The 26,372-nt window shown below is 68.9% G+C and carries 28 protein-coding genes and 2 pseudogenes; 7 read left to right on the top strand and 23 right to left on the bottom strand.

Translation table 11 applies throughout. From position 1 onward, the window contains the following. Window positions 1–41 precede the first annotated feature (41 nt). Window positions 42–791, top strand: coding sequence for an enoyl-CoA hydratase-related protein (locus tag EDD29_RS27895; RefSeq protein WP_211359949.1), 750 nt, complete (start codon window positions 42–44; stop codon window positions 789–791). 79 nt (window positions 792–870) lie between these two features. Here the strand turns inward: EDD29_RS27895 and EDD29_RS27900 are convergent, their stop codons facing one another. From EDD29_RS27900 to EDD29_RS27920, 5 genes are all read right to left on the bottom strand, one after another. Beyond that, the gene (locus EDD29_RS27900; RefSeq protein WP_123667231.1) at window positions 871–2,088 is read right to left on the bottom strand and encodes a CaiB/BaiF CoA transferase family protein; all 1,218 of its coding nucleotides are present in this window, start codon (window positions 2,086–2,088) and stop codon (window positions 871–873) included. Continuing rightward, complete coding sequence (locus EDD29_RS27905) at window positions 2,085–2,864, bottom strand: SDR family oxidoreductase (RefSeq protein WP_148086114.1); 780 nt, start codon at window positions 2,862–2,864, stop codon at window positions 2,085–2,087. The genes EDD29_RS27900 and EDD29_RS27905 overlap by 4 nt, the downstream gene beginning before the upstream one ends. After that, window positions 2,861–3,841 (bottom strand): fumarylacetoacetate hydrolase family protein, encoded by a 981-nt coding sequence (locus EDD29_RS27910; RefSeq protein ID WP_123667233.1) that lies wholly within the window; start codon window positions 3,839–3,841, stop codon window positions 2,861–2,863. The genes EDD29_RS27905 and EDD29_RS27910 overlap by 4 nt, the downstream gene beginning before the upstream one ends. 153 nt (window positions 3,842–3,994) lie before the next feature. Next, the gene (locus tag EDD29_RS27915; protein ID WP_123667234.1) at window positions 3,995–4,561 is read right to left on the bottom strand and encodes a carboxymuconolactone decarboxylase family protein; all 567 of its coding nucleotides are present in this window, start codon (window positions 4,559–4,561) and stop codon (window positions 3,995–3,997) included. After that, the gene (locus EDD29_RS27920; RefSeq protein ID WP_123667235.1) at window positions 4,558–4,977 is read right to left on the bottom strand and encodes a VOC family protein; all 420 of its coding nucleotides are present in this window, start codon (window positions 4,975–4,977) and stop codon (window positions 4,558–4,560) included. The genes EDD29_RS27915 and EDD29_RS27920 overlap by 4 nt, the downstream gene beginning before the upstream one ends. Before the next feature lie 183 nt (window positions 4,978–5,160). On the opposite strand from EDD29_RS27920, the gene EDD29_RS27925 reads away from it, so the two are divergent. Further along, window positions 5,161–5,997 carry a fumarylacetoacetate hydrolase family protein gene (locus tag EDD29_RS27925; protein WP_123667236.1) on the top strand — a complete coding sequence of 279 codons (837 nt, stop codon included), beginning with the start codon at window positions 5,161–5,163 and terminating at the stop codon, window positions 5,995–5,997. Between the two features lie 37 nt (window positions 5,998–6,034). Here the strand turns inward: EDD29_RS27925 and EDD29_RS27930 are convergent, their stop codons facing one another. Then, entirely contained in the window at window positions 6,035–6,571 is a 537-nt protein-coding gene (locus EDD29_RS27930) for a carboxymuconolactone decarboxylase family protein (RefSeq protein ID WP_123667237.1), read from the bottom strand. A gap of 84 nt (window positions 6,572–6,655) precedes the next feature. On the opposite strand from EDD29_RS27930, the gene EDD29_RS27935 reads away from it, so the two are divergent. Then, entirely contained in the window at window positions 6,656–7,540 is an 885-nt protein-coding gene (locus EDD29_RS27935) for a 3-hydroxyacyl-CoA dehydrogenase family protein (RefSeq protein ID WP_123667238.1), read from the top strand. A gap of 52 nt (window positions 7,541–7,592) precedes the next feature. On the opposite strand, the gene EDD29_RS27940 is transcribed toward EDD29_RS27935, so the two are convergent. From EDD29_RS27940 to EDD29_RS27955, 4 genes are read right to left on the bottom strand one after another with little or no spacing between them, the layout of a single operon-like run. Beyond that, the gene (locus EDD29_RS27940) at window positions 7,593–8,624 is read right to left on the bottom strand and encodes an acyl-CoA dehydrogenase family protein (protein WP_123667239.1); all 1,032 of its coding nucleotides are present in this window, start codon (window positions 8,622–8,624) and stop codon (window positions 7,593–7,595) included. Continuing rightward, window positions 8,621–9,772: an acyl-CoA dehydrogenase family protein gene (locus EDD29_RS27945; protein WP_123667240.1), complete on the bottom strand. Its 1,152-nt coding sequence runs from the start codon at window positions 9,770–9,772 to the stop codon at window positions 8,621–8,623. The genes EDD29_RS27940 and EDD29_RS27945 overlap by 4 nt, the downstream gene beginning before the upstream one ends. Further along, window positions 9,769–10,545 (bottom strand): crotonase/enoyl-CoA hydratase family protein, encoded by a 777-nt coding sequence (locus EDD29_RS27950; protein WP_123667241.1) that lies wholly within the window; start codon window positions 10,543–10,545, stop codon window positions 9,769–9,771. Before EDD29_RS27950 ends, EDD29_RS27945 begins: the two co-directional genes overlap by 4 nt. Before the next feature lie 17 nt (window positions 10,546–10,562). Continuing rightward, window positions 10,563–11,543: an NADPH:quinone oxidoreductase family protein gene (locus tag EDD29_RS27955; RefSeq protein WP_123667242.1), complete on the bottom strand. Its 981-nt coding sequence runs from the start codon at window positions 11,541–11,543 to the stop codon at window positions 10,563–10,565. Between the two features lie 275 nt (window positions 11,544–11,818). On the opposite strand from EDD29_RS27955, the gene EDD29_RS27960 reads away from it, so the two are divergent. Both EDD29_RS27960 and EDD29_RS27965 read left to right on the top strand, forming a co-directional pair. Further along, window positions 11,819–12,490 (top strand): TetR/AcrR family transcriptional regulator, encoded by a 672-nt coding sequence (locus EDD29_RS27960; protein WP_123667243.1) that lies wholly within the window; start codon window positions 11,819–11,821, stop codon window positions 12,488–12,490. A gap of 182 nt (window positions 12,491–12,672) precedes the next feature. Continuing rightward, window positions 12,673–13,275, top strand: coding sequence for a TetR/AcrR family transcriptional regulator (locus EDD29_RS27965; RefSeq protein ID WP_148086115.1), 603 nt, complete (start codon window positions 12,673–12,675; stop codon window positions 13,273–13,275). Window positions 13,276–13,284: 9 nt separating this feature from the next. On the opposite strand, the gene EDD29_RS27970 is transcribed toward EDD29_RS27965, so the two are convergent. The 5 genes and pseudogenes from EDD29_RS27970 to EDD29_RS27990 form a co-directional block, all read right to left on the bottom strand. After that, window positions 13,285–14,448: an acyl-CoA dehydrogenase family protein gene (locus EDD29_RS27970; RefSeq protein WP_425454989.1), complete on the bottom strand. Its 1,164-nt coding sequence runs from the start codon at window positions 14,446–14,448 to the stop codon at window positions 13,285–13,287. A gap of 28 nt (window positions 14,449–14,476) precedes the next feature. Further along, window positions 14,477–14,686, bottom strand: coding sequence for a hypothetical protein (locus EDD29_RS27975; RefSeq protein ID WP_123667245.1), 210 nt, complete (start codon window positions 14,684–14,686; stop codon window positions 14,477–14,479). A gap of 2 nt (window positions 14,687–14,688) precedes the next feature. Further along, window positions 14,689–15,819 (bottom strand): amidohydrolase family protein, encoded by a 1,131-nt coding sequence (locus EDD29_RS27980; RefSeq protein WP_123667246.1) that lies wholly within the window; start codon window positions 15,817–15,819, stop codon window positions 14,689–14,691. 213 nt (window positions 15,820–16,032) lie between these two features. Then, window positions 16,033–16,632 (bottom strand): VOC family protein, encoded by a 600-nt coding sequence (locus EDD29_RS27985; RefSeq protein ID WP_123667247.1) that lies wholly within the window; start codon window positions 16,630–16,632, stop codon window positions 16,033–16,035. A 42-nt stretch (window positions 16,633–16,674) separates the two neighbouring features. Further along, window positions 16,675–17,349: pseudogene (locus EDD29_RS27990) on the bottom strand (IS256 family transposase); the annotation flags it as partial. Window positions 17,350–17,436: 87 nt separating this feature from the next. Between EDD29_RS27990 and EDD29_RS27995 the strand changes: the two are divergent. After that, window positions 17,437–18,534 carry an IS630 family transposase gene (locus tag EDD29_RS27995; RefSeq protein WP_246053064.1) on the top strand — a complete coding sequence of 366 codons (1,098 nt, stop codon included), beginning with the start codon at window positions 17,437–17,439 and terminating at the stop codon, window positions 18,532–18,534. A 7-nt stretch (window positions 18,535–18,541) separates the two neighbouring features. On the opposite strand, the pseudogene EDD29_RS47175 reads toward EDD29_RS27995, so the two are convergent. Then, window positions 18,542–19,138: pseudogene (locus tag EDD29_RS47175) on the bottom strand (transposase); the annotation flags it as partial. A gap of 155 nt (window positions 19,139–19,293) precedes the next feature. Here EDD29_RS47175 and EDD29_RS28005 point away from each other — a divergent pair. Continuing rightward, window positions 19,294–19,911, top strand: coding sequence for a TetR/AcrR family transcriptional regulator (locus tag EDD29_RS28005; RefSeq protein ID WP_123667248.1), 618 nt, complete (start codon window positions 19,294–19,296; stop codon window positions 19,909–19,911). A gap of 18 nt (window positions 19,912–19,929) precedes the next feature. Here EDD29_RS28005 and EDD29_RS28010 read toward each other — a convergent pair whose 3' ends face one another. The 7 genes from EDD29_RS28010 to fdxA all read right to left on the bottom strand — a co-directional run bounded on the left by EDD29_RS28010 (window position 19,930) and on the right by fdxA (window position 26,353). Then, window positions 19,930–20,784 (bottom strand): PaaX family transcriptional regulator, encoded by an 855-nt coding sequence (locus EDD29_RS28010; protein WP_123667249.1) that lies wholly within the window; start codon window positions 20,782–20,784, stop codon window positions 19,930–19,932. A gap of 79 nt (window positions 20,785–20,863) precedes the next feature. Further along, window positions 20,864–22,408 carry a phenylacetic acid degradation bifunctional protein PaaZ gene (paaZ, locus tag EDD29_RS28015; protein WP_123667250.1) on the bottom strand — a complete coding sequence of 515 codons (1,545 nt, stop codon included), beginning with the start codon at window positions 22,406–22,408 and terminating at the stop codon, window positions 20,864–20,866. Further along, window positions 22,405–23,148 (bottom strand): enoyl-CoA hydratase/isomerase family protein, encoded by a 744-nt coding sequence (locus EDD29_RS28020; RefSeq protein WP_123667251.1) that lies wholly within the window; start codon window positions 23,146–23,148, stop codon window positions 22,405–22,407. Before EDD29_RS28020 ends, paaZ begins: the two co-directional genes overlap by 4 nt. Then, window positions 23,145–24,623 (bottom strand): 3-hydroxyacyl-CoA dehydrogenase, encoded by a 1,479-nt coding sequence (locus EDD29_RS28025; protein WP_123667252.1) that lies wholly within the window; start codon window positions 24,621–24,623, stop codon window positions 23,145–23,147. Before EDD29_RS28025 ends, EDD29_RS28020 begins: the two co-directional genes overlap by 4 nt. A gap of 7 nt (window positions 24,624–24,630) precedes the next feature. Then, entirely contained in the window at window positions 24,631–25,155 is a 525-nt protein-coding gene (locus EDD29_RS28030) for a gamma carbonic anhydrase family protein (protein ID WP_123667253.1), read from the bottom strand. After that, entirely contained in the window at window positions 25,155–26,015 is an 861-nt protein-coding gene (locus EDD29_RS28035) for an amidohydrolase family protein (RefSeq protein ID WP_123667254.1), read from the bottom strand. Before EDD29_RS28035 ends, EDD29_RS28030 begins: the two co-directional genes overlap by 1 nt. After that, window positions 26,015–26,353 carry a ferredoxin gene (gene fdxA, locus EDD29_RS28040; RefSeq protein WP_123667255.1) on the bottom strand — a complete coding sequence of 113 codons (339 nt, stop codon included), beginning with the start codon at window positions 26,351–26,353 and terminating at the stop codon, window positions 26,015–26,017. Before fdxA ends, EDD29_RS28035 begins: the two co-directional genes overlap by 1 nt. Window positions 26,354–26,372: the final 19 nt, after the last annotated feature.

Consider the following 26,372-nt stretch of genomic DNA (forward strand, 5'->3'; position numbering starts at 1 on the left):
TTAATGACAAATATCGTCTTATTTGACTCAGGAGTGCACCCGTGGCCGAGCAGACTGTGCGCCTGGAGGCGCGCGACAACGGCGTCCGGCTGCTCACGCTGGACGATCCGAGCCGGCACAACGCGATCAGCCTGCGCATGCGGGACGAACTGCTCGCGGCTGCGGACGCCGTGCGGTCGGATCCGGACGCGCGCGCCCTCGTCGTGACGGGCGCGGGCCGGTCGTTCTGCTCCGGCGCCGACCTTGCCGAACTCCTCGGCGGATCCCCGCCCGTCGGCGTGCTCCGCGACCGGCTGAGCGGTGTCTATCAGGGCTTCCTCACCCTGCGGGACCTGGAGATCCCCACGATCGCGGCGGTCCGCGGCCACGCCGTCGGCGCGGGACTGAACCTGGCCATGTGCTGCGACCTGCGCGTCGCGGCACCGGACACCCGCTTCAGCGCGACCTTCAGCCGGATCGGGCTGCACCCGGGCGGCGGCGCCACCTATTTCCTGGTGCGCGCTCTCGGCCGAGAGCGCGCGCTCGCCCTGCTGCTGTCCGGCGGCACGGTCACCGGCGAAGAGGCGGTCCGGCAAGGACTGGCGCTGGCGGTGCACGAGGATCCCCTGGCTGAGGCTCTCGCCATGGCGGACCGGTTCGCCGCCCTGCCCACCGCCCTGGCCCGAGACATCAAGCGCGCCGTCGCCCTCACCGACCACGGCCTGGAGGCGACCCTTTCCTTCGAGTCCTGGGCACAGGCGTCCACCGGCACCCTGCCAGAGGTCCTCACCGCCGCGACGCGAAGGCGATGACGTGCGGGCGGACGTGACCGCATGATGAAGGGGGCGGGAGCATCGAGATGCTCCCGCCCCCTTCGCTTCGCGCGCACGCTCAGGTGATGGTCCCGGCGTCCTTGTGCGCGATGATCTCCTCCCAGGTCAGGCCCAGTTCCAGGAGCAGTTCCTCGGTGTGCTGGCCGTGATCGGGGGCACCGGCCGTCTGTGGCGGGGTCTCGTCGAACTGCACCGGGTTGGCCGCGACGGACAGCGTGCGCCCGCTCGTCGTGACGACCTCGCGGATCAGTCCGTTGGCCCGTACCGCCGGGTCGTCGTGCACCTCCAGCGGGGTGCGCAGCGGCGACCAGACACCGTCGAAGTCCGCCAGCGCCTCCTCCCACTCCGCGAGGGTCCGGCTCATGAAGATCTCCTTGAGCGTCTGGGTGCACTCGCGGGAGTTCGCCCCTCGCGAGGCGTGGTCGCGGAACCTGGGGTCGTCGGTCAGGTCGGGGCGGCCGAGGCACGCGGTGAACGAGCGCCAGTAGCGGTCGGACTGGAGCAGGGTGAGATTGAGGTGACGGCCGTCCGCGGTCCGGTACATGCCGACAGTCGGGTTGACCAGGTTCTCCGGGTCGTACCTGAAGACGTCCTCCCCCGGTCGCAGCGGAGCGGAGGCGACGTCGACCGATAGATTCCACAACGCGACGCCGAGCAGGGACACATCGACGACAGAACCTTCGCCGGTCCGTTCCCGGTTGAAGAGCGCGGCGGCGATCCCGCCCGCTATCGACAGGCCGCCCATGACGTCGCCGAAGGCCGAACGCATGCGCACGGGATAAGGGTCCTCGGGCGGTGAGACCGTGTACCCGATCCCCCCGCGGGCCCAGTAGGTCGAGGAGTCGAAGGCGCCCTTCTCGGCGTCCGGCCCGCGCTGCCCGTGCCCGGACCCGCGCACGTAGATGATCCTCGGGTTGCGCGCGCGGATGTCCTCGGCCTCGATCCCGAGGGCGCGGCGCGCAGCGGGCAGGAAGTTCGTCACGAACACGTCGCTCTGCTCGGCCAGGCGATAGAGCAGTTCCCTCCCCTCCTTGGACTTCAGGTCGATGCCGATGCTGCGCTTGCCGCGGTTGGGCACCTCCATCATGTAGTCGAGCCCGCCCTGCTCGGAGGGCAGGAATCCGGAGTTGACCAGGCCTCTTTGCGGGTCCCCGGTCACCGGGTGCTCGACCTTCACGACGTCGGCGCCCCACTCGGCCAGCACCGCGCCGGCCGCCGGGACGAATGTCCACATGGCCACTTCCAGGACACGGACACCGGACAGTACTTCACTCATGGTTGCCTCTCAAGGAACTCGTCGGGATACGACCGCACGCTCAGCTCTCCGATGACCGATCCGCCTTCGCGGGTGACGGCGAAGAGCACGGCCTCGGCCACCCGTTCCGGCGGCTGCGCGGCCGAGCCCGACACCCGGGCCCGGAATCCGCCCTCCTCCCAGGCGAGGACCGCCCGGCGCAGCCGCTCGGGATCCCAGGCGTCCTTGAAGGTGGTCTCGGTCCGCCCGACCTTCAGCAGTGTGCAGCGGATGCCGTCGGGCCGCAGTTCGTGGGCCAGGCCCTCGGTCAGCCGTTCCAGAGCAGCCTTGGTCGCGGCGTAGACGAGCAGGTACGGGAAGGGGTCGGCACTGGACTCAGAGGAAAGGTTCACCAGGTGCGGGGACCTCGAGGCCCTGAGCAGCGGCACCGCCTCACGGGTGGTGTAGAGGGGGCCGAGCAGGTTCGTGCCCACCTCTCGCGCCAGCTCCGCGTCGGTGGCCTCCTCGACCAGGTGCGGCTCGGCCATGGCCGCGTTGTTCACCAGGATGTCCAGGCCGCCGAACTCCGAGTGAACCAGGGCGAATGCCGCGCGGACGGCGGCCGGGTCGCAGAGATCGGCCGGGAGTGGCAGGCCGGCGGCGCCGAGCCGAGAGGCTGCGGAGTCCAGGTGCGGGCCCGGCCGGGCGAGCAGGCCGACGCGGGCGCCTTCGGCGGCGAGGGCGAGGGCGATCGCCAGCCCCGTCCCGCGCGACGCCCCGGTGACGACCGCGGTGCGGCCCGCCAGCACACCGGTCATGCCGCCACCCAACGGTTGGCGAGAACGCCGAGCCCGTCGATCTCCAGCTCGACCAGGTCGCCCGCCTGCGGATAGCGGCCCAGTTCCAGGCCGGAACCCCAGCCGACGGTGCCCGCGCCGATCACGTCGCCTGGCCGCAGCTCCTCCGCCCTGCTCAGGTAGCTCACGATCTCCGCAACCGAGTGGTGGATGCTGTCGGTGGAGCCCCGGCTCCACACCTCACCGGCCACTCGGGCGACCATCGTGTGCGGTTCGGCCGGGTCCCAGGCATCGGCGGTGACGAGGTACGGGCCCAGGACGTTCCAGCCGTCGCGATCCTTGCCCTTGGCCGGCCCGAGTCCGCCGCGCATCTCCTTGAACTGCTGCCTGCGCTCGGAAACGTCGTTGAAGACCGTGTACCCGGCGATGTGCGCGGCGGCGCTTTCGGGAGGCACGTCGCGGCCCGCCCGGCCGATGACGATCGCGAACTCGAGCTCGTAGTCGAGGCGCTCGGCTCCCCGGGGGACGACGACATCGGCTCCGGTCCCCACCACCGAGCGCGGATTCCCCTTGTAGTAAACGGGCATCTCGTACCACTCCGCCGGGACGTTGCCCCTAGTGGAGTTCTTCACGTGCTGCTCGAACGCCGCACAGTCGCGCAGGGAGGGCGGTGAGGGCAGCGGGGCGAGCAGCCGGACCTCCTCATGTCGGTAGATGAGCCGGCCGCCGCCCGCGCTGAGCGCGTCCAGGGGGGCGTCGGTGAGGTCGGCCGCCCGGAGCACCGCCTCCCGGGCGGCTTCTCCGTTCGCCAGCAGGACGGCGAGGTCTGCCGGCACGAGGGCGTCCGCGATCGCCCTGGCCCGAGACCTGTCGACCCGTCCGGCGAGCGTGTGCGCGAACGCCAGGTTCACGTCGAGCAGATCACCCGCCGAGGTGACGATGCCGACCCTCCGCACCGGCCCCACCGGCGTCTCCACCTCGAATGTCGCGTATCGCACGACCCACCTTCCAGAACATAAAGCGCAAATTATGTCTAATTAGTATAGGCATGACACGACCTTCCGCCACCCCTGGAGGTCGCTGCGCCGACGACAAGACCGGTACAGGGACGAGCGGTGGCAGCAGGCTCCAGCCGAAGCGCGCACCGACGGTCAGGCCCGTGTCCTGGTGAGCCCCGGCACCGCGTGGTGGTGGTCTTCCAGCGGGACCCGCAGGGCCAAGGCCATCCGGGCCGCGCAGCAGTACCACGAGACCGTCATGAGGAGTTCCACCGCCTCGCGCGGGTCGACCAGCGAGACGAACTCCGCCCAGGTGGTGTCGGCCACGTCGGCATCGGCGACGAGGTCGTCGGTCAGCGCGAGGACGGACCGTTGCAGCAGCGTCAGGTCCGCGGGCGTTCCGCCGTCGCGCATGGCCTGGAGCACTCCCTCGGGTACCCCCGCTCGCAGAGCCGGCCGCCAGTGGCTGCGCCAGACGTAGTCGCTGCCCATGAGCGCCGAGACCCGGAGGATGGCCAGCTCGCGCAGCCCCCGGTCGGCGGCGGCGTCTGCGCGCAGGCTCCAGGCCAGGTCGAGCCAGCCGGAAAGGACCTCAGGTGCGTGGCCGAGCACCCGGTACATCTCCGGCAGGCCCCCCGCGAGTCCCGCCGCCTTGGCATAGACCTCGGCGAGGCGGGGGTCGGTCCCGTCGTCGGTACGCGGGCCGAGCCGGCCGCTCATCGCGGAGTCCTGACACAACGGCACAGGCCGGACTGGTGCAGCTCGATCAGGTCGCCCGACGGGTCTCGCACGAAGACCTGGCGGCGCTCGCCCCGGCCGACGTGCCAGTGCGGCACGCCCATCCGAACGAGGTCCTCGACGGCCTCCGTGATGTCCGGCACCCCGAACGCGAGGTGCGAGATGAACGGATCCCGGTCCGGCCGTGCCGCGTACCGGGACGTACCGGCCGCTCCGAACAGGTGGACCTGGACGCCGTTGGCGGCGTCCAGCCATTGGATCGGTATCCCCGGGACCTCAGGGGCGTCCGCGGCTTCCGCCAGCCCCAGAACGTCACGGTAGAAATCGACGTGGACCGTCATCGCCTCCGGAGGCACCCGGAGAGCGCGGTGATGCAGTTCCAGCCCGTGCAGGGCCATCAGACCTCCCCTTTCGCCGCTCGGGCGACACACGATCACGACTGGACAATTTAGTCAATATTCGCCTTAACTGTTCATACTAGATCGGAGCAGCGCGCTAGGCGGCGGACCCGTCGATCACCCACCGGCCATGCGGCCGAGGTGTCGTCCGGCCCGCCCGGCGTCGAGATGAAGGAGCCGTTGATGAAGATCGGAAGGTTCGCCGGGGAGAACGGCGCGTTCTGGGCCGTCCTGAACCTGGACGAGGGAACGTGCCGTCCGCTGGAAGGCGGGTTCTCCTCCTGGGCTCCCGCGCTCACCGGCGACCCCGGGTCAGCCGCCCGCCTGGCCGGGGAGCCGCAGCCGTTGGCCGGCCTGCGGACGCTGGCGCCCGTGGAGCCCACCGCGAAGATCGTCGCCGTGGGCGCAACGTACGCCAAGCATGTCGCGGGCCTGGGCCTGACCATGCCCGAGCGGCCCGCAGCCTTTTTGAAGCCCTACGGCTCACTGCTGGCGCCCGGCGCGGAGATCTCCTACCCGGCGCTCACCTCGGCCCTCGATTACGAGGCCGAACTCGTCGCTGTCATCGGCGCCGCCTCCATCGACCGATCCGCGCCGAGCCGGAGTGTCCTGGGCTACACCGCCGGCAACGACGTCTCGGCGCGGGACCTCCAGTTCGGCGGCTCGGTCACCGGGATGGACATGTTCTCGGCCAAGGCGCTGGACGCCACGGGCGGAGTCGGCCCGTGGATCGTGACGCGTGACGAGTTCGGTGACGACCATCCCGACCTGGAGCTGCGCCTGACGGTGAACGGGGAGGTCCGGCAGTCCGACCGCACCTCCAGCATGGCATGGGGGGTCGGTGATCTCGTCGAGTACGTCGAGGCCCGCAGTGCTCTGGCCTGCGGCGACGTCCTGTTCACCGGCACCTCCGCCGGTGTGGGCCATGAGGACGGTCGCTATCTCGAACCCGGCGACGTCGTCGAGGTGACCATCGAGCGGATCGGCACGCTGCGCAACACGGTCGGTCCCCGCCCGTAGCCGGGCCGGGCCTGAGGAGACGTCCGGGAACGGCCCCTCAGGCCCCGAGGACCGGCGGAACGTCATCGTCGGCGTACGCGCGCAGCACGTGGGCGAGCCTGCCCGAGGCGACCATCTGTGCCGCGAACATGCCGAGTTCGACGATCTCCGGGACGGAGAAGTACCGGCCCAGCTCGGCCAGGTCGGCGTCCCCGATCCGGGTGTGGTCGAAGGCGAACGTCTCGGCGAAGCGCAAGGCGGCATCCTCCCGGTCGGTGAACCGGGAGCGGTCGGCCGACAGCGCCTGGACGTCATCCTCGGTGACGTCGTCGGATTTGCGCCCAGCCTTGCAGGCCCGGCAGTCGTTGATGTCGGCGATGCGGAGGCGGACCAGCTCCGCCAGCCGCCCGTCCAGGATGCGGCGCTCGTGCAGCGCGCGCAGGAGGGCCAGCTGGGCTTCGGCGAGCTCGGGCCGGTGCGCCCAGATGCGGACGGCGAGATCGCTGCTCAGCGCGCGGGACGCGCGCGCGGCCTCGATCTGCTCGCGCAGAACCGGACGCAGGTGCCGGTGCGGAACCGGGTCGATGGCAGGCATGAGCCCAGCCTAGTCTTCAATGAGACTAATTAAACAGATATAATCTAAATTGTTCAACCACTGTCCTGCTTCAGGAGGAGAACCATGAAGGTCGCAGTCATCGGGGCGGGAACCATGGGCGCGGGCATCGCGCAGGTGTGCGCCACGGCCGGGCACGAGACCTCGCTGATCGACACCTCGTCTGAACAGCTGGCTCGCGCCGAAGCCGCCACCCGGGCGAGCCTTGAGCGGTTCACGGCCAAGGGCACGCTGAGCGCCGCGGAGGCCGAAGCCGTGCGGCGCCGCCTGCACCCGGGCACGGACCTGGCAGCGGGCGCGGCCGGCGCCGACGTGGTCGTCGAGACGGTCGTGGAGGATCTTGAAGTGAAGCGCGACGTGTTCCGCGAGGTGGTCAAGGTGGCAGCCCCGGACGCGCTCCTGGGCACCAACACCTCGCAGTTGTCCATCACCGCCATCGGAGCCGCGATCCCCGGAGACACCGGCCGGGTCGTCGGGCTGCACTTCTTCAACCCGCCCGTTCTCATGCGGCTCGTCGAGATCGTCCAAGGCGTCACGACCGACGAACGGACGATCCAGCGCGCCGTGGAGTTCGGGCGCGGCCTCGGAAAGGAGACCGTCGTCTGCCGCAAGGACAGCCCTGGTTTCCTGACCTCCCGCATCAGCGCGATCGTCCGCCTGGAGTGCCTGCGTATGCTGGAGGAGGGCGTCGCAGACGCCGAGGACATCGACCGGGCACTGAGGCTCGGCCTCAACTTCCCCATGGGCCCGCTGGAGCTCGGCGACTTCAACGGCCTCGACACCTATCTGAAGATCCTCACCTCGCTGGAGCAGACGCTCGGCGAGCGCTTCAAGCCGACCGTCACCCTGCGGAACCTGGTCGCCGCCGGACGGCTGGGCCGCAAGACCGGGCACGGGATCTACCGCTACGACGCCGAGGGATGCCGGATCAGCGAACCGGAATCCGCCTGAGTCATGGCGAAGGCGGGGCGGGAGCGCACGCTCCTGCCCCGCCCTCACACGGTCAGCCTCCTTGGGTAAGGAGGCTCCACGCCCCTCCGGGCCCGGCGGCCACGACCGACTCGCCCAGTTCAGCGGCCCAGGCGGCCTCGGTGCCCGCCTCGTCGCGCCAGGACCACAGCCGGGTGGTGAGGCGTCCGAGCACGTGCTCGTCGGTGAACCCGATCGCCCCGTGCACCTGGTGGGCGATCCGTGCGATGACGCCCGATCCTCTCGCCGCCTGGACCTTCGCCGCTGCCACCGCCGTCCCCGCCAGAGCGCTCGCGGAGCCCTCGGCGGCGCAGACCTCGACCGCCGCGTCGGCCGCCGCCCCGATGGCCGCGCTCTCCGCGGCGAGCTCGGCGACCTGCTGCTGCACGGCCTGGAACCGGGACAGCGGACGGCCGAACTGCTCGCGCTCGGCGGCATGCCGCAGGGTGAGCGCGAGAACCCTCCGCGCGGCACCGGCGGTGAGCACCGTCCGCAGCAGCGCCCGCCTGCGCCGCAGTTCGACCACCGCCCCGCCCGGGACGGTGCCGATCTCCTCAGCCGACACCAGCGCGTCGACGCGCAGATCGTCCCGCGGTTCGCCCGCCAGGTTCATCCCCTCACGCACGAGATCGCGGTCCGGCCGCAGGGACACGACCACCGACCCTTCACCTGTGTCCACCAGCGCCAGCGTCCGCGCCGCGCGTCCCCACGGCACCGCCGCCAGCTCTCCCCGCACCCGCAGGCCCGCACCCTCCCGGCGCACGTCGAACCGCGCCAGCTCGGCCGTCAGTGGCCCGGCCGGCAGCGGGAGCCCGGCGAGCGCGCAGAGCCAGCCCCCCAGCAGCGCGGTCTCCCCCACCGGAACGTCCGCCGCGTGCTCACCCGCCGCCGCGGCGATCACGGCCGCCTCTCTGAGCGTCCCTCCCGCGCCCCCGGCCTCCTCCGCCACCGACACGAGGGTGAGCCCGGAGCCCTCCAACGCCTTCCAGAGCGCATTTCCCCCGGTCGCGTGCTCGGCGAACAGGTCATCACATGTATCGGCGAGCAGCCGAAGCTCGTCGGTCATCTCATCCCCATCGCTCGCGCGACGACGCCGCGCAGAATCTCATTGGTGCCGCCGCGCAGGGTGAAGCCGGGCGACATGAGGACGGCGTCGGCCAGGAGCCGCGGCAGCCCGTCGGTGGCGCCCGGATCGGGGCGCGCGTCGACGAGCAGCCGCGCGGCGTCGATGATCTCTTGTTCCAGCCGTGTGCCGAGGTCCTTCACCAGGGCCGCGGCCACCTCAGGCACCTCGCCGCGGTCCAGCGCCGCGGCCACGGAGATGGACAGGCGCCGGACCGTCCAGACCCGCGAGACGAGTCGACCGAGCTCGGCCCGGCCCGTCCCCGCGTCCGCCAACGCGCCCACCAGTGCGGTGAGCAGTGGGAATGTCGAAAGGTACCGCTCCGGGCCGCTGCGCTCGAAGGCCAGCTCCGAGGTGGCCTGATTCCAGCCTTGGCCGATGACGCCGAGCACCATCTCGTCGGGCACGAAGACGTCGTCGAGCACCACCTCGTTGAAGTGGTGGGCGCCGTTGATGAGCCGGATGGGCCGGATCGTCACTCCGGGCGACCTCAGGTCGACGACGAACTGTGAGAGCCCGCTCTTGCGGTCCCGGCCTTCCGCGGGGGAGCTGCGCGCGAGGACGGCGAAGGCATGTGCGTGGTGGGCGCCGCTCGTCCACACCTTGGTCCCGGTGAGCCGCCAGCCGCCCTCTGCGCGAACGGCTCGCGTGCGGACCGCGGCCAGATCCGATCCCGCGTCCGGCTCGCTGAGGCCAATGGCGAAGAAGCACGTGCCCGCGGCGATGCCCGGCAGATACCGGGTCTTGAGCGCCTCGGTGCCGAAGTGGAGCAGGGCCGGCGCCGTCTGCCGGTCGGCGATCCAGTGCGCGGCGACGGGGGCGCCCGCGGCCAGCAGCTCCTCGGTGACGACGTAGCGTTCCAGCGCCGTCCGGTCATGTCCGCCGTAAGCACGGGGCACGGTCATGCCGAGCCAGCCACGCTCGCCCAGCCTGCGGCTGAACGCCTCGTCCCAGCCGGTCAGCCAGCTGTCGGAGCGGGGCCGGAAGGTCCCGGCGGCCAGCTCCTCGGCGACGAAGGCCCGTACCTCGGCCCGGAGCTGTTCCTCCTGCGGGCCCAGCCGGACGGCGCGGGGCACCAGTGCTGTGCTCACCGGCCCCTCCAGACCGGGCGCCGCTTCTCGGCGAAGGCCTGCGCGCCTTCGAGCGCGTCCTCGGACTCGCGCACCGGGTCGAGGATCGGGGCCTGCCGCTCGAACGCCTCGGCCTGCGGCCAGTCCTGGGACTCGACCACGACGCGCTTGGACGCGGCGACCGCCAGCGGCCCGTTCTCGGCAATGGTCCCGGCCAGCGCCAGCGCGTCGGCCAGCGCGCCGCCGGGCTCGGTGAGCCGGTTGACCAGGCCAAGGTGCTCGGCCCGTTCGGCGCCGAACGGCTGTCCGGTGAGGATCAACTCCATCGCGACGTGGTAAGGGATACGACGCGGGAGCCGGAACAGGCCGCCCGCGCCCGCAGTGAGCCCGCGCTTCACCTCCGGCAGCCCGAAGACGGCGTTCCGGGAGGCCACCACCAGGTCGCACGCGAGCGCCAGCTCGCAACCGCCGCCGAGCGCGTAGCCCTCCACCGCGGCGATGATCGGGGTGCGCGGCGGCCGGGCGGCGATGCCCGCGAAGCCGCGTTCGGTGCGCGGCAGCGGCTGCCCGCCGGCGAATGCCTTCAGGTCCATACCCGCGCAGAAGGTCCCGCCGGCGCCGGTGACGACCGCGACCGCCAGGTTCGGGTCGGCGTCGAGCTCGTCCAGGGCCTCCCCGATCGACACCGCGGTCCGGTGGTCGATCGCGTTGCGCACCGCGGGGCGCTCGATGGTGATGGTCATGATGCCGCCTGTGGTCTCGACGAGCACCTGGTCCACTTTCAGGTCCCCCATGGGTCCTCCTCCGCCGGTCACGGCGCCATCTCGATGATGATCTTTCCTGCGGCCCGCCGCTCGGCGACGTCGCGAAGTCCGTCCGCGACCTTCTCCAACGGGTAGACGGCGGCCACGTGCGGGTCGATCCGCCCGTCCACGAGCATGCGCAGCACCTCGGCCCGGTGCGCCGGCGCCACTTCGGGCATCCGCTCCAGGATGGTGCGGTTCTCCACCCCCGCGATGGTCACGCCCTTCAGCAGGACCAGGTTCAGCGGGATGCGCGGGATCTCCCCCGCCGCGAAACCCACGACGACGAAACGGCCGCCCGGGGTGAGCGCCCGCAGAGCGGGTTCTGAATAGGGGCCGCCGACGGGGTCCACGACGACGGCGGCGCGATCTCCGGTCAGCTCGCGGATCCTGGTCTTGAGGTCCTCGGTCCGGTAGTCCACGCACGCCTCCGCGCCCTTGGCACGGCAGAGTTCCAGCCGGTCCTCGCCGCCCGCGGCGGCCAGCACACGGGCGCCCATGGCGCGCGCGACGTCCACGGCGGCCAGGCCGACCCCGCCCGCGGCGCCGAGGACGACGACCCATTCGCCCGGGCTGACGCCGGCCACGGTGCGCAGCGCGTGGTAGGCGGTCGTATAGGTGACTCCGAAGGCCGCGGCCCTGTGCCAGCCGAGCCCGGCCGGGATCCGGGTCAGGCGCGCGGAGTCGATGACGATCTCCTCGGCGAACGCCCCGTGCGTTACCAAACCGATGACCGCGTCGCCGACGGCCGGACCCGACCCGTCAGGCGCGGCCGCGGTGACCACTCCGGCGAACTCACAGCCCGGTGTGTAGGGCACCGGGACCGAGACCTGGTATTTGCCGGCCATGACGAGCACGTCCGGGAAGTTCACCGCCGCGGCGTGCACCCGCACCCTCGCCTGGGCGGACCCGTTCAGGGGCGCGGGAGCGACGTCTTCGACCACGACCTCGTCCGGAGAGCCATGGCGGTGTACACGGGCAGACCTCATCGGCCTTCCTTTCACGACGATCGACGATCATGCAATGAGGAACAGATTACACATAAAATGTATAATTCGTCTAGATGAGATGGCTGCGTGCACCCTTCAGCGCAGCCGAACTCCGGGAAGCTCCACCGATGGGTGAGTTGGAGCACGCCACTCCCACACCCCTTCCGACCATGCCCGCCGCTGCCCTACTATCGCCGAAGGCGGCAAAAACCAACAGATACCGTCTAAACTGTTCAAGACTCGATTGAGCAGCCGGACGTCGAAGGGACGAGGGCATGCCCACCCCACCGAGCACGACCCCGCGGGGCGACGCCGACACCGTCGTCCGCATCCTGGACGGGGCCATGCGCGTCGCCGCCCGCAAAGGCATCCGGAAGATGTCCATGAGCGACATCAGCGAGAGTGCCGGCGTCTCCCGCGGCACCGTTTACCGGTACTTCCCCTCGAAGGACCACGTCCTCGGATCACTCACGAACCACGCGCTCCACCGGTGGGAGCAGCACATGCGCGCCGCCGTGGCGGCGCGACCGCGGGCCGCCGACCGGCTGCGCGTCGTCATGGACTCGATCGTGGGCTACGGGGAGGCGTGTCCAGAGGCGCTGGAGATCATCCGGCTCGACCAGGACCTGGGGCTGACCTTCCTGCACAGCTGCCTCCCCGACACGGTTCGCATCATGGCCGATCTGCTGGAGCCGGTCATCGATGAGGCCGCGGTCGTACGCGCCCGGGTCATCACCGGTCCCGAACTGGCCGAGCTCGTGTACCGCATCGGACTTGCCGCCTTCCTCGTCCCGGCCACCCGAACCAAACAGCTCCCCCGGCGCGTCGCCGCCGTCTGGGACTTCCTCAACGGCGCCGCGCTCTCCGTTCATGGTGCGGACGAGGAGACCGGGGAAAGCCAGGCCGAGATCACCCAGTTCACAGGCGGGTCGCGCCGCCTGGCCTGAACCTCGCCAGCCGAGTCCCGCATCATCCGCCGGACCGTACGCTCGCCACGTCCCAGCATTCGGACAGGATCCAAGAGGAGCGACACATAATTGACACAATTCGTCGAATCCATTGAAATGCTTTGACGCTCATCACAGCAGGAATGCACAGTATCTACAGATAATGATGGTACTGTTGATCAGTGACCTCAAGCACCGGGATGTCAGACAAGATCATCGAGGGTGCCATGCGCGCCGTCGCCCGTTATGGCGTGCGCAAGTTCTCGATGAGCGACATCTGCGAAGAGGCCGGCATCTCCCGGGGCAGCCTGTACCGCTACTTCAAGAGCAAGGAGCAGGTACTCGAAGCCGTCGGCGACCACGTGGAACGCGCCATCCGCGACACGCTGGTCACCGCGGTGGACACGAACCCCGAACCGGCGGCCCGCCTTGAGGTCGTCCTCCAGGCGATGCTCGACTACCGAACCGAGCACCCTGCGACGATGCAGCTCATCGAGGCCGAGCCGGCGTTCGCGCTGGAGCTCCTCACCCGGCAGGTCGGGATGCTGCTCAGCCTCGTCACCGATCTCCTCGACCCGGTGCTGCGCGACGCGCCGCCCATCCGCGACGGGTCCATGACCAAGCGGCAGCTCGCGGAGGTCTTCATCCGGCTGGTGCTGTCGGTCTACTTGATCCCCACCACCGGCTCGGAGGAGACCGCCAAGCGCGTCGCCGTCATGTGGCAGTCCATGACGGCGGCCTCAGCCCCCGCGGCCAAGCCGGGCCGGAAGCGTGCCGCCGGCTGACCGCGCGGTTCACAGACCCATCGACTTGGCGATGATCACCTTCATCACCTCGCTCGACCCCGCGTAGATGCGGGAGACACGTGCGTCGGCGTAGGCGCGGGTGATCGGATACTCCAGCATGTAGCCGTAGCCGCCGTGCAGTTGCAGGCAGCGGTCGACGACCCGCCCCTGGAGTTCGGTGCAGTAGAGCTTCACCTTCGCCGCATCGTGGCCGGTGAGCCGTCCCTGTTCGTGGAGCAGGAGCGCGCGGTCGAGCAGGGCCTGCCCCGCCTCCACCTCGGTAGCGCACGCGGCCAGCTCGAACTTGGTGTTCTGGAAAGCCCCCACCGTGGTGCCGAATGCCTTGCGCTCGCGCACATAATCCAGTGTCGTGCGCAATGCCTGCGCCGCCGCGGCCTGGCTGTTCACCGCGATCGACAACCGCTCCTGCGCCAGGTTCGCCGTCAGGTACTCAAAGCCGCGGCCCTCCTCTCCGAGCAGGTTCTCGGCAGGCACTCGAACGTCGGTGAAGGACAGTTCCGTCAGGTCCTGTGCCTTGAGCCCCAGCTTCGGCAGATTGCGGCCCCGGTGGAATCCGGGCGTGTCAGCCTCGATGACCAGGAGGCTGATGCCCTCGCGGGTCCCCTCCGCGCCCGTCCGCACCGCAGTGATCACCAGGTCGGCGGACGAGCCGTTCGAGATGAAGGTCTTCGCCCCGTTGACGACGTAGTGGTCGCCTTCGCGGACGGCCCGGGTGGTGAGCGACTTGACGTCCGATCCCGCGCCGGGCTCCGACATCGCCAGCGCCGCGACCGCCTCACCCGACACCAGGCGCGGCATCCACCGCTTGCGCTGCTCCTCGGTGCAGTAGCGCAGGAAGTACGGCATGCAGATGTCGGTGTGCACCCGCAGCCCGCCCAGCGCCACCCCCGCCGCCTGGCACTCCTCGGTGAGGATCACGTTGAGCAGGAACGTCTCCGCACCGCTGCCGCCGTACTCCTCCGGGATCTGCAGACCGAGCAGGCCGAGTTCGCCCGCCCGCCGCCAGAAGTCCCGCGGCGGTGCCCCGGCGGCCTCCCAGGCCGCGTACTCGGGGACGATCTCCTCGCGGTAGAAGCGGGCGACGACCTCCCGGAAGTCCTCGTGCTCCTCAGCGAAGACCATGCGTTCCATACCGTCCAGCCTTTCGATCATGACCACCTGTACGGGGTTCCCAGCCTTTTCACGCCCCGCCATCCGTGCGGGTGAAGCGCGCGTCGGCTCTCTTGAGCGCTTCCAGGCGACGGTTGAGGCTTTCCCTCCGCGGACCCGCCGAGGTCTCCAGGAGCCGCTCCGTCTCGCGGATCTCATCGACCACCCGGGCGCGGGCCTCCTTGATCGTCAAAAGGTCCGCTTCGTCGGCGAGCGGGTCGTGCTCGGCGTCGCCGGCCATGCTCAGTTCTCCAGCCGGAAGACGTGGCGCGCGTTCAACTCGGCGATGGCCTGCGCCTCGGCGTCGGGCACATCCGCCATGGCCTCGGCGAGGATCTTCCTGCTGTTCGGCCACATGGAGTCGGAGTGCGGGAAGTCCGCCTCCCACATGATCCGGTCGATGCCGATCGAGTGGCGCAGGTCCACGCCGACGCCGTCGACGATGAAGCAGCCCCAGATGTTGCGCCGGAACAACTCGGAGGGACGGACCTCCTGGTTGATGTCCTGCCAGAAGCGCTGGCGCTCCCACGTGTGGTCGGCGCGCTCCAGGAGGTAGGGCATCCAGCCGATACCGCCCTCGGCCAGGGAGACGCGCAGCTTCGGGTGCCGGTGGAAGACCGGGGAGAAGCACAGGTCGACCAGGGCCTTCATCGAGTTGAGGCCCATCAGCGAGATGAACGTCGCCTCGGGGGCATCAGGGGCGGTGAACGGGCGGGTTCCGGACGTCCCGAAGTGCAGGGACAAGGGCACGTCGACCTCTTCGACCGCGCTGAACAGCGGGTCCCAGTGGTCGGTGTGGAAAGACGGGAGCCCAAGAGGCGCGGGGCTCTCGATGAAGCTGACGCCCTTGGCGCCCAGTCCGACGGTCCGGCGCAACTCCGCGACGCTCGCCTCGACGTCCCAGACCGGCAGGATCACCTGCGGGATCAGCCGGTCGCGGTCGACGGCGCTCCACTCGTCGAGGATGAAGTCGTTGTACGCCTGGACGCAGCGCAGCGCGAGGCCCTTGTCCTCGCCCTCCAGGAACAGCGTGCCGGCGAACCTCGGGAAGGAGGGGAAGCACAGCGCGGCGTAAACGCCGTCCACATCCATGTCCTTGAGGCGCTCGGCGGGGTCGTAGCAGCCGGGCATCATCTGGTCGTAGCGGACCGGATCCCAGCCCCACTCCCGCGGATCCTTGCCCGCCACCGCGTTGAGCCCGATAGCCGGGTAGATGCGGCCCTCGTACGTCCAGACCTGGTGGCCCTTCTCGTTCTCGATGATCCGGGGCCCGGCCTCGCGGTCCTTGGCCGACAGCCGGTCCTCCCACACCCGCGGGTGCTCGATCAGGTGGTCATCAACCGAGATCAGCTTCATGTGGTCCTGAAGAGGCATCCCACTCTCCCGTCGCAGTTAAACAGATTTAACAGTTTTTGTACTATAGATATCGCTTAAGGGACGCGTCAAGACGCGCCCGTCTACCCAGGGAGAACACGTTGGCGCAGCCAGGCAGCACCCCCGTTTCCGGACAGCCCCATGCGGGGCCGCTGAGGGCCAAACCCGAGCCGGGCTCCGCCTGACCGACCAGCGCGGGGCCCGGAGGCTCCGTCAGCCGACGCTGGCCGTCGCGGGCTCCCACGCAGTGAACTCGATCAGGGTTCCGTCGAGGTCGCGCGGATCCACCCGGAGGCGGCGGCCTTCGGCGACCGTGCCGTCCGGCACCCAGGAGAAGCCGGTCCCGCGGGCCTTGAGGTCCTCGCTCTTGGCCTCCAGGCCGTTGACCGCGATCTGGATGGAGTAGGGGCCGGGACCCCAGGTGTACAGATACCGGCCGGCGTCGCAGTTCCAGCGGGTCGGCTGGATGAGGTCGACGGTGGCGCTGTGCCCGAGAGCGAAGCCGAGCCGGGCCCGCCGGACGCCCTCCTCCGGAAGGAACTCCACCGAGCCCACCGGCTCCCAGTCCAGGTTGGTGGACAGCAGGCGGAGGGTGGCATCGAGGTCGCGGACGAGCACCGACCGGGAGACGATGCGGATCATCTCGCCCGGCGCGGGGTCCTTCGGCTCGGGGAACGGGGTGGAGAAGGTCTCCTCCGGCATCCGCAGCGGGACACCGGAATGAAATTCCAGGCAGAGGCCGCCGTCCACCGTCGGCCGGTACCGCGGGTCCTCCGGGGTCAGGCCCACCCACATCCGCTCGAACCACAGCACCGGGTCTGTTTAGCGAATGGTGGGACAGGTTGTTGTTGCTGTTCAGTGATGGTTGCGGGTGAGGCGGCCGTCGAAGGCGAGGTCGAAGGCGCCCAGGGCGGCTTTCCAGCGGCGTCCCCAGCGGGCCTGGCCGGTGCCGGTCGGGTCCAGGCTCATCAGCGCCAGATAGACGCATTTCAGGGCGGACTGCTCGTTGGGGAAATGGCCTCGGGCGCGGACGGCCCGGCGGATACGGGCGTTGACCGATTCGATGGCGTTCGTCGAGCAGATGACTTTTCGGATCTCGATGTCGAAGGCGAGGAAAGGTACGAATTCGGGCCAGGCGTTGTCCCACAATCGGACGATTGCCGGGTAGCGGCCGCCCCAGGTGTCGGCGACTTCGCACCAGCGCTCGAGGGCGGCGGCCTCGGTCGGGGCGGTGTAGACGGGTTTGAGTGCTTCGGCGAGCCTGGGCCAGTGCTGGCGAGGCACGTAGCGGAACGTGTGCCGCAGCAGGTGGACGATGCACGTCTGCACGACGGTCTGCGGCCAGGTGCCGTTGATCGCCTCCGGCAGGCCCTTGAGCCCGTCGCAGACGGCCATGAGCACGTCTTTCACGCCGCGGTTCTTGAGTTCGGTCAGGACGTGCGCCCAGAATTTGGCGCCTTCTCCTCCGTCGCCGGCCCAGATGCCGAGAATGTCCCGGAACCCGTCGGCGGTGACACCGATGACGAGGTAGTGGCTCGTCCCTGAACGTTCCTGGGCTATTTGATCTCTGCGGGTGGGCGCGGGAGCCTTGTCCCAGGCCTGTTCTGGGAGGTGGTCGTGGCGCGTAAGCCCGAGGTGTTCGTGCGTGCGTTGTCGATGGAGGAGGGCCGGAGGCTTCAGCGGATCACCCGGTCGGCGAAGGACCCGGTGAAGCTGCGGCGGGCGATCGTGGTCCTGATGTCCGCCCAAGGCCAATCGGCGGCTGCGATCCGGTCGTTGATGCAGGTGAGCGACGACTATGTCCGCTCGGTGGTGCATGCGTTCAACGAGCGGGGGTTCGACGCGCTGGACCCAAAATGGAGCGGGGGCCGTCCGAGACGGATCGGTGAGTGGGTGCGTGAGCGCATCTGCCTGATCGCCCGGACGACCCCCTCCGAGTGGGGCATCACCGCGTTCTCCACGTGGAGCCTGGCCAAGCTCGCCGCCCACCTGGAGAACATCGGGCTGGTCACGTCGCTCAGCGTTGAGCACCTGCGGCGGATCCTGAAGGCCGGCGGGGTGTCGTGGCAGACCACCACGACCTGGAAGAGCAGCAACGATCCGGATTTCATCGCCAAGATGCATGCCGTTCTGGCCCTCTACGACACCCCGCCGCAGGGCGGGCGGGTGATCTGCGTGGACGAGTTCGGGCCCCTCAACCTGATGCCGCGCAAGGGCAAGACCTGGCGGCCCGCCGGGCATCCGGCCCGGCTGCGTGCCACGTTCAACCGCAACGACGGGGTCCGGCACATGCTCGGCGCACTCGACCTGGCCACCGGCAGGATCTACTACCGGATCCGGCACCGGAAGCGATGGCGGGAGTTCCTGTCCTTCCTCAAGTCCTTGCGCGCACGATGGCCCGGCCAGCGCCTGCACGTGATCTGCGACAACTACTCGCCCCACAAACACCCCGAGGTCAGGACATGGGCGACCGCCAACGACGTCGAGCTGGTTTTCCTGCCGACCTACGGCTCCTGGCTGAACTGGATCGAATCCGAGTTCGCCGCCCTGCGCTACTTCGCCCTCAACGGCACCGACCACCGCAGCCACGAAGAGCAGAACACCGCGATCGCCGCCTACATCCGCTGGCACAACCAGCACGCACGCCCCAAGACCAGCTTCGCCGCCAGCTCCCCGATCCGCTCCTGGACCAGTTACCCCAGCAAGGTTGCGTGACGCGCCAGTAGATCGGCCGGTTCGCGACTTTCCCGTCCCGGATCTTCACGTGAATGGCATCGATGAACAGAACGGCATAAACCGCATCGAGGGGCCGGCTCTGCCATTCGCCCATACCTTCAAGAACACGGTCGGTGATCGTCGTGATGGTCGCTTTCGACACTTCCGCCCCATAGATCTCGGCGAGGTGAGCGGAGATTTCTCCGTGGGTGAGGCCTTTGGCCGAAAGAGACAGGACCATGTCGTCGACCCCGCCGAGCCGCCGCTGGCGCTTGCGGACGATCTTCGGCTCGAACGAGGCGTCCCGGTCCCGCGGCACCTGGATCTCGACCGGCCCGACATCGGTGACGACCGTTTTGGGCCGGGCTCCGTTGCGGTGGTTGACCGTTTCGCCAGGGTCGGTGATCTCGCCGTGGCCGCGGCCGAGATGGGCGTCCATCTCGCCCTGCAACGCGGTCTCCAGCACGAGCTTGACCAGCCCCGCCAGCATCCCGTCCCGGCCGACGAGTTCCCGCCCTTCGGCCTGGGCCGCCTCGACCAGCCGGCCCACCAGCGCCCGCTCCTCCGACTGCTGCTTCTGCTTGTCCTGCCGCGAACCGGACAGACCGGCCTCCACGATCTCAGGGGAATCCTCGCTCACAGTGTCTCCTCAGATTCTCTGAGTCACACCCTTCGCGGAACAGTCCCAACACATGATCTTGTCGGATGTTGTACGCCTCTTGGGAACCCGATGATCGGGAGTGGATTTAAGTTGGTCGTATGAGAGGCGACTCCACTGGCTCAGACCCTCGACTAGGGGAAGTCGAGCGGGTCGCGCTGCGACTGTTCGCCGAACTGGGCTACGACGCTGTCTCGGTGCAGATGATTGCAGACGCCGCAGGAGAGACTCCGCATGAGGTGCGGGCACTCGGTGGAAAGCCCGGGATCTATCGCTCGGTCATTGAAGATTTCAACCAGTCCAGAAACAGGCTTCTCGAGAAGATCGCAAGCGCTCGAGAGGAGGGCGGCGGCGACCTTCGACGAGATCTTGAACAGATCATGGAGTACCACATCGACCATCCCGATGTTCTGGCACTCTTGCAGCATCGCGGGCTCAGAGATGCCGCCGACCTACCTGAGGTCGAGGATCGCTGGAACGAGTTCATCAATCGAATCGCCGCGGTCGTCGGACCAGAGGTTGCACTCCAGCCCGGCTATCAGCTGCTGATGAACTCGGTCATCTGGTGCGTGCAGGGATTCCTCTTCGGCGGCGTGCTGACCCGGGATGGAGCGCGCCTCCGGCCGGACGATCCCAAGGCTCGCAGAATCTTTAGAGAGCAGATTCGGCAACTCTACGATCTGATATTCGAGACAGGCCTCCTCACCGATTCGCGGTGAGAAGACCTGTCTGGAGCTTCAGTCGTCGGCGAGTTCTGACCACCGAGCCTGGGCGGCTTGGTGCCAGCGATCATGCAGGTCCTCGAAGACGTTCGCCGCACGGAGGCCTATCCAGTGCGGGGGCAGGAGGTCCGGAGGAAGCCTTGGGTCGAGCCGGGGGAAGCGGCGCCAGGAGTCCACCAGGCGCACCTGGGCCAGGAGAGTGCCGTCCCCTTCGGTGGGGCGCAGACCCGCGAACTCAGCGAGGAACTCCTCGTACTCCTTTGCCAACTCGTCCAGGTGCCATGCCTCGTTGACCATCGAGCGCTCTGAGCCCATCGCGGCGAACGGGCCGCAGAACGACGAGACAGAGTCCGCAAGGCCGAGATTCTCAACAATCTGTGTGACCTCGGCCTCGCGGTCGGCGTGAGGAGTGACCCACACTCCCTGCGCCGGGCTGCCCATCCCGGCCCAGGTGAGACCGTTCCGCAACTGGTGCCGCAGCTCGCGCTTGCTCTCGGGAACGCTGGCCAGCAGAACCAGCCATCGACCGTCCCAGGTCTCCCGGTCCCGGCCGAAGGAGTAGATCCGCTCCGCCCCTTCGGCCAGCAGAGCCCGGCCGTGGTCGGTGAGTCCCCACCGCACTCGTCGGCCCGACTTCTCCGCCACGATCCAGCCGTTGGCCGCCATCCGGTTGAGGGCCTGCCGTGCGGCCTTCTCCTCAATGTTGAGGCCTGCCAACACATGCAGGAGCGTCGAGGTCCAGGCGGTGCTTCCGCGCGGCAGGACGTACTCGCCGAAAACCGTCAGCAGAACGGATCGGACGCTGCTCACTCCGGTCTGCTGGCGACGGCTGAGGGAAGGGACAGCCGTGATCTCTTCGTCTGGGCTCATGGCCGGGGATGACACTCCTTGTTCCGCGATCGCACCAGGATAGGGAGAGGCGTGCCTGGATCACGCGACCGGGCGGGCTTCATGCAAGTGTGGCCAGGAAGTCTGGATGCCCCTGGACAGCCGTACGCCGAAGATAATGCCGGACGGCTCTCAGGCCACCGAGTTCCTCGCCCCCTCCTGCCCTTCCCGGGCCTCCGTGGACGAGTTGGGGCATCGCCACTCCGTGGCCGGTGGATTCGGCGGCGTTGTTCCGGTTCAGGACGAGCAGCCTTCCGTGCCAGGGAGCGAGGGCGGTGACCAGTCCGCCCGCGATACCTTGGTCGGCGGTCACGATCGAGCCGGCGAGACTCCCGCCCCCGCGTGCCGCGATTTCTCCGGCTTCGGCCACCGTTCGGTAGGTCAGCAGGGTGCTCACCGGACCGAACGCCTCGACCTCGTGGGGTGCACGCGCTGCCGAGTCCGCGCGCAGCAGCAGCGGAGACATAAACGCGCCATGAGCAAGATCAGCTCCGCGGACCTCCACCACATCGGGATCTCCGAAAACCGGTACGGCCTCCGACGCGAGCCGGGCGACGGCCGCGCGAACCTCGTCCCGCTGCGCCAGGCCGACCAGCGGGCCCATGGTGACGCCCTCCGCTGCGGGATGCCCCACGACCACCTCGGCCAACCGTGCGACGAGTGCGTCGGTCACCGCAACCTCCAGATCCTCGGGTACGAGGATTCGCCGGATCGCGGTGCACTTCTGGCCGGCCTTCACTGTCATTTCCTCGGCGACCTGGTCCACGAAGAGCGTGAATTCGGGATCGCCGGGGGCTACATCCGGGCCGAGGATGGAGCAGTTGAGCGAGTCCGCCTCCGCGTTGAACGGTACGGCGCGGCCCGCGACCGCAGGATGCGTTCGCAGCTTCAGGGCGGTCGCGGCCGATCCGGTGAAGGCAAGGGTGTCCTGCTCGGTGAGAGCTTCCAGAAGCCCGGCCGGGCCCGCGCAGAGCAGAGACAAGGCGCCTTCGGGGAGCAGTCCCGACTCGATGATCCGGCGCACGACGAGTTCGGTGAGGTAAGCCGTCGGACCAGCGGGCTTCACCACGGAGGGCATGCCGGCGAGGAAGGCCGGCGCGAACTTTTCCAGCATTCCCCAGACGGGGAAGTTGTAGGCGTTGATCTGCACGGCGGTGCCGAGACGCGCGGTCAGCACATGTCGGCCTGCGAACAGTCCGCCTCTGCTGAGCGGCTCTACCGGCCCATCGGCAAGGACCGTGGAATCCGGAAGCTCACGCGCGCCCTTGCTCGCGTAGACGGCCAGCGTGCCGATCCCTCCATCGACATCCACTGCGGTGTCGCGGCGGGTCGCTCCTGTCCGAGCGCTGAGCGCAGCGAACTCATCCAGGTGACCGCTCAGGTGTTTGGCCAGGACCTTCAGCACCGAGGCGCGTTGCGTGAAAGTGAGCGCACGCAGCGCGGGTCCGCCGTGTGTGCGGGCGTAGGCGAGCATTGCCGCGGGATCGGGTCCGGCGGAAGGCAACAGGGCGACCTCGTCCCCTGTGGCGGCGTCCAGCAGAGGCCGGGGCTCGCCCGAGCCCTCCTGCCATCGGTCTTCGCTGTAGCTGCGCAGTGCCTGCGTCATCGTCTTCTCCGCTCCAGGAAATCGGTCATCCGGGTGTGCTTCTCCTCGCTGTCGAACAGCAATGCCTGCGCCGCGAGGTCGAACGTGGTCGTCGCTGGGCGGGTACTGCGAAGGGCCAGCTTCGTCAGCTCGAGCGCGCGCCATGACCTCTTGGCTATGGCGGAGGCGAGTGTCCTGCCGCGTTCGAGCAGGTCGGCCCCGTCATCGGCGAGTTCATCGACGAGCCCAGCGCGCAGCGCCCCGGCTGCGTCCAGGCGTGCTCCTGCGAAGAGCATCCGTCGAGCGGTGGATGGACCGACAAGCTGGGGAAGACGCCAGTTGGCACCGGCGCCAGCGAGTATGCCGAGGGACAGCTCGGGCTGGCCGAACACCGCATGCGGCGAGGCCACCCGAAGGTCGCACGCCATGGCGAGTTCGCAGCCGCCACCCAAGGCAGGGCCATCGATCAGAGCGATGGTGGGCCAGCGGTGGGCTTCCAGGCGTTCGAAGAGCCCCGCGTTGATCGCGAGAAGAGCAGCGTCGGCATCCCGGTCACGTAGCTCGGCGATATCGGCGCCGGCCGCGAACACACCCGGGGTCGTGGAATGGATGAGAAGGACGCTCGGGGTCCGCCGAGCCTCTGTCAGGACCTCATCCAGTTGAGCGACCATCGCCTGGTCCAGCGCGTTGTGCTTGTCCGGCCTGTCGAGACCGATCCACCACAAGAAGCCTTCGCGTTCGACGCGAACCAGGCGGCTCATGCCAGGGTCCTTCCGGCGAGGGCGCGTCGGCGCAGGAGCGGGCCTGGCCGGTAGCGTGGGTCCCCGTAGGAGCGCTGCAGCCCAGCGAGGACTTCGTGCACCGTTCCTGCGCCCCACCGATCGCCCCAAGCGATCGGGCCCAGCGGGTGGCCGGCACCGAGTCGCATGGCCGTATCCACGTCCTCGGCGCTCGCGATTCCCTGCTGCACTACTTCCACAGCCAGATTGACGATCATCGCGACGGTCCTGGTCACGATCAAGCCGGGGATATCGTCCAGCACGTAGACGTCCAGTCCTGCCGCTTGGAGAAGGCCGGTCGCCTCCGTGAGTGCGGCCGATGGACAGGAATCAGAGGCCGCCACCGCGATGGCCGAGGCGGTCGCGTCATCCAAGGTCCGGTCCACTACAACCACCGGAGCGCCGTGTTCGGCGGCGAGCTCGGTAGCGGTCACGCCCTTGCTGCGTATGAGGATGGCACCGCTCGGCAGGACGAGGGTCTGCTCATCCTGCCCGCCGTCCAGCACGGCGACACCAGAGCGTGCCAGCAGAACGTGCAGATCCGCAGCTCCGTTGTCGACGACTTCAAGGGGGCACGGCGCCTTGTCCGCTGGTCGAGCCGGCTCTGGGGGCGCAACGTCATGGCGGTAGACGCCTCGGCCGCTTTTGCGCCCGAGTCTCCCCGACGCGACCAAGGCCCGTTGGGCGGGCGCCGGGGTGAACCGCGCGTCGAAGCCGAGTGCCTCCCAGACAGAACGCGTGACGGACTCGTTGACGTCATGGCCGATCAGGTCCATCAGCGCGAACGGGCCCAGGGGAAACCCTCCCGCCCCCGTAAGCACCGTGTCGATGGTCTCGGGCGCCGCGGCGCGCTCATCCAGAAGCCTCCACGCCTCGGCGTAATAGGGCCGGGCGATCCGGTTGACGATGAAGCCCGGGGTCGGCGCCACACGCACTGCGGTCTTGCCCCACGCTGTGACCAGGTCGATCACGGTGGAGACGACTGCCTCTGTTGTCTCGGCCCCTGGAATGACCTCGACCAGCCTCATCCTCGGCACGGGATTGAAGAAGTGCAGCCCGACCACACGGTCAGGGCGGCCGACCCCGGCTGCGATGGCGCTGGGCGAGAGGGAGGAGGTATTGCTCGCCAGCACGCAGTCCGCCGTGACGACTGCCTCTACCTCGGCGAACAGGCGCCGCTTGACGTCGAGATCCTCGATGACGGCTTCGATGACGATGTCGGCGGGGGCGAGTGCGTCGACATCGTCAGCGGCTGTAAGGCGCAGTGTCTCCGGATCCGCAGTCAGCTTTCCCCGCTCTACGAGCGCCGCTACCTGCTCTCGGATGAGGGCGACCGCTCGCTCGGCGGCACCGGGCGCGGTGTCCATGAGCAGTACGGGATGGCCGGCGAGGGCTGCGACCTGGGCGATTCCCGTGCCCATGGTTCCGGCGCCCACGACGGCGATGGTCTGGTGCATGAGTTTCCTATTCGTCGAGGCGGCGCAGGCCGGTCCGGTAGCGCTCGGCGTTGTCCTCGTAGAGCGCGACGGCATCGCTGATCCAACTCCCCAGGCCGCGAGGCGCGGGCCTCACCCGAGCCGGCACGCCCACCGCGATGTGCCCCGCGGGGACCCTTCCGTCCTCCGGCACGAGTGCCGCCGCACCGACGGCTCCGCCGGAGTCGACGAGCGCGCGGTTCAGGATGATCGACCCCGAGCCGATCAGGCAGTCGTCGCCGATCACACATCCCTCAAGGTGGACGTTGTGCCCGATGACGGACCGGTCACCGATGAGCGTCGGCCATTCCTCGGTCGTGTGCAGGACGCTCCCATCCTGGATGGAGGTGGACTCTCCGATCTCTATCGAGCCGTAGTCCCCGCGCAGGACCGCGCCGGGCCAGATCGACGCTCCAGCACGGATCTTGACCGATCCGATCACGGTGGCGTCAGGGTGGACGTAGGCCCGCGGATCTATCTCAGGGATACGCGTGCCCAGCGCGTAGATCGCCATCAGCTCTCCAAATCAAGGTGATAGACGCGGGCGGCGTTCCCTGCCAGAACCAGAGCGGCGGTCTCTGCGTCGGGGCAGAGCGCGGCGACGGCTCGGGCGTTGCGGCTGATGCCGGGCACTCCCGGCCAGTCCGTACCGAAGATCATCTTGCGCGTGAGGCGGTTCCAGTTGTGCTTGGAGTAGTACTCCTTGAGCCGCGAGGGCGGCAGCCCCGAGAGCTCGATCCACACATGGTCGTTCGACAGCGCCATGAACGCGGCGGCGTCGTACCACCAACCGCGCCCGCCGTGGGCGAGCGCAATGTGCAGACGCGGGAAGTCCCGCAGGACGTCGTCCAGAAGCACAGGGTCCGCGAACTTGTTGCTAGATCCTGGAAAGGTACTGGTCCCGCAGTGGACGACAAGCGGAATACCCGCCGCCTGACACAGCTCATAAGCCGGATACAGGCTCCGGTCGTTAGCGGCCGCCCCGGCGTGGACGGGGTGAAGCTTGCACGCGACGGCGCCGAGGTCCAGCTGCCGCTGGAGTTCCTCAGCGACCGGATGGTGCAGGTGCGGATTGATGTTCGCGATGGCTTTGATCCGCGCCGGATCATGGGAGGTCAGCGGAAGGAGGTCCTCGACCGGTTGGACACCCGTCGCCTTGGGGCTGTACTCGCTCAGCAACAGCGCGATGTCCACGCCTTCACCGTCGAGGTAGTCGGCGAAGCGCTTCGGGTCGATCCTGCCGTCGCCGTCGTAGACCTTGTCGAGTACCTCGCCGTCGCCGAAGTCGTGGGCCCACTGTTTCCAGGCCGGCTTGAGCGTGGGCAGCCGAGCAGCGTGCATGTGCACATCGATCAGCGGCATTCCATCGAGCATCAGTCCCCCCTGTAGGCGGTGACGAATTCGGTGTCCACACCGAGCGGACCAAGCGTGCTGCCTCCGCCCGCCATGCCCAGCGCCTCGTCTCGGCCTGGCAGCGGCTCGGCGAAGAACCGGGCGTTGTCTGCGACGAATCCGCTCTGTTCAACAGGCACCCGCCGGTCCTGGCTGATAGCGGTGACCGGGCAGACGGGCTCGCAGGCCCCACAGTCGATGCATTCGGCAGGGTTGATGTAGAGCTTGCGCTCCCCCTCGTAGATGCAGTCGACGGGGCACTCCTCGACGCAGGAGCGGTCCATGACGTCGATGCAGGCGGCGGCGATGACGTACGGCATCGTGCTTTCCTCTTTCAGG

This window comes from Actinocorallia herbida (assembly GCF_003751225.1).
GTDB classification, from domain to species: Bacteria; Actinomycetota; Actinomycetes; order Streptosporangiales; family Streptosporangiaceae; genus Actinocorallia; species Actinocorallia herbida.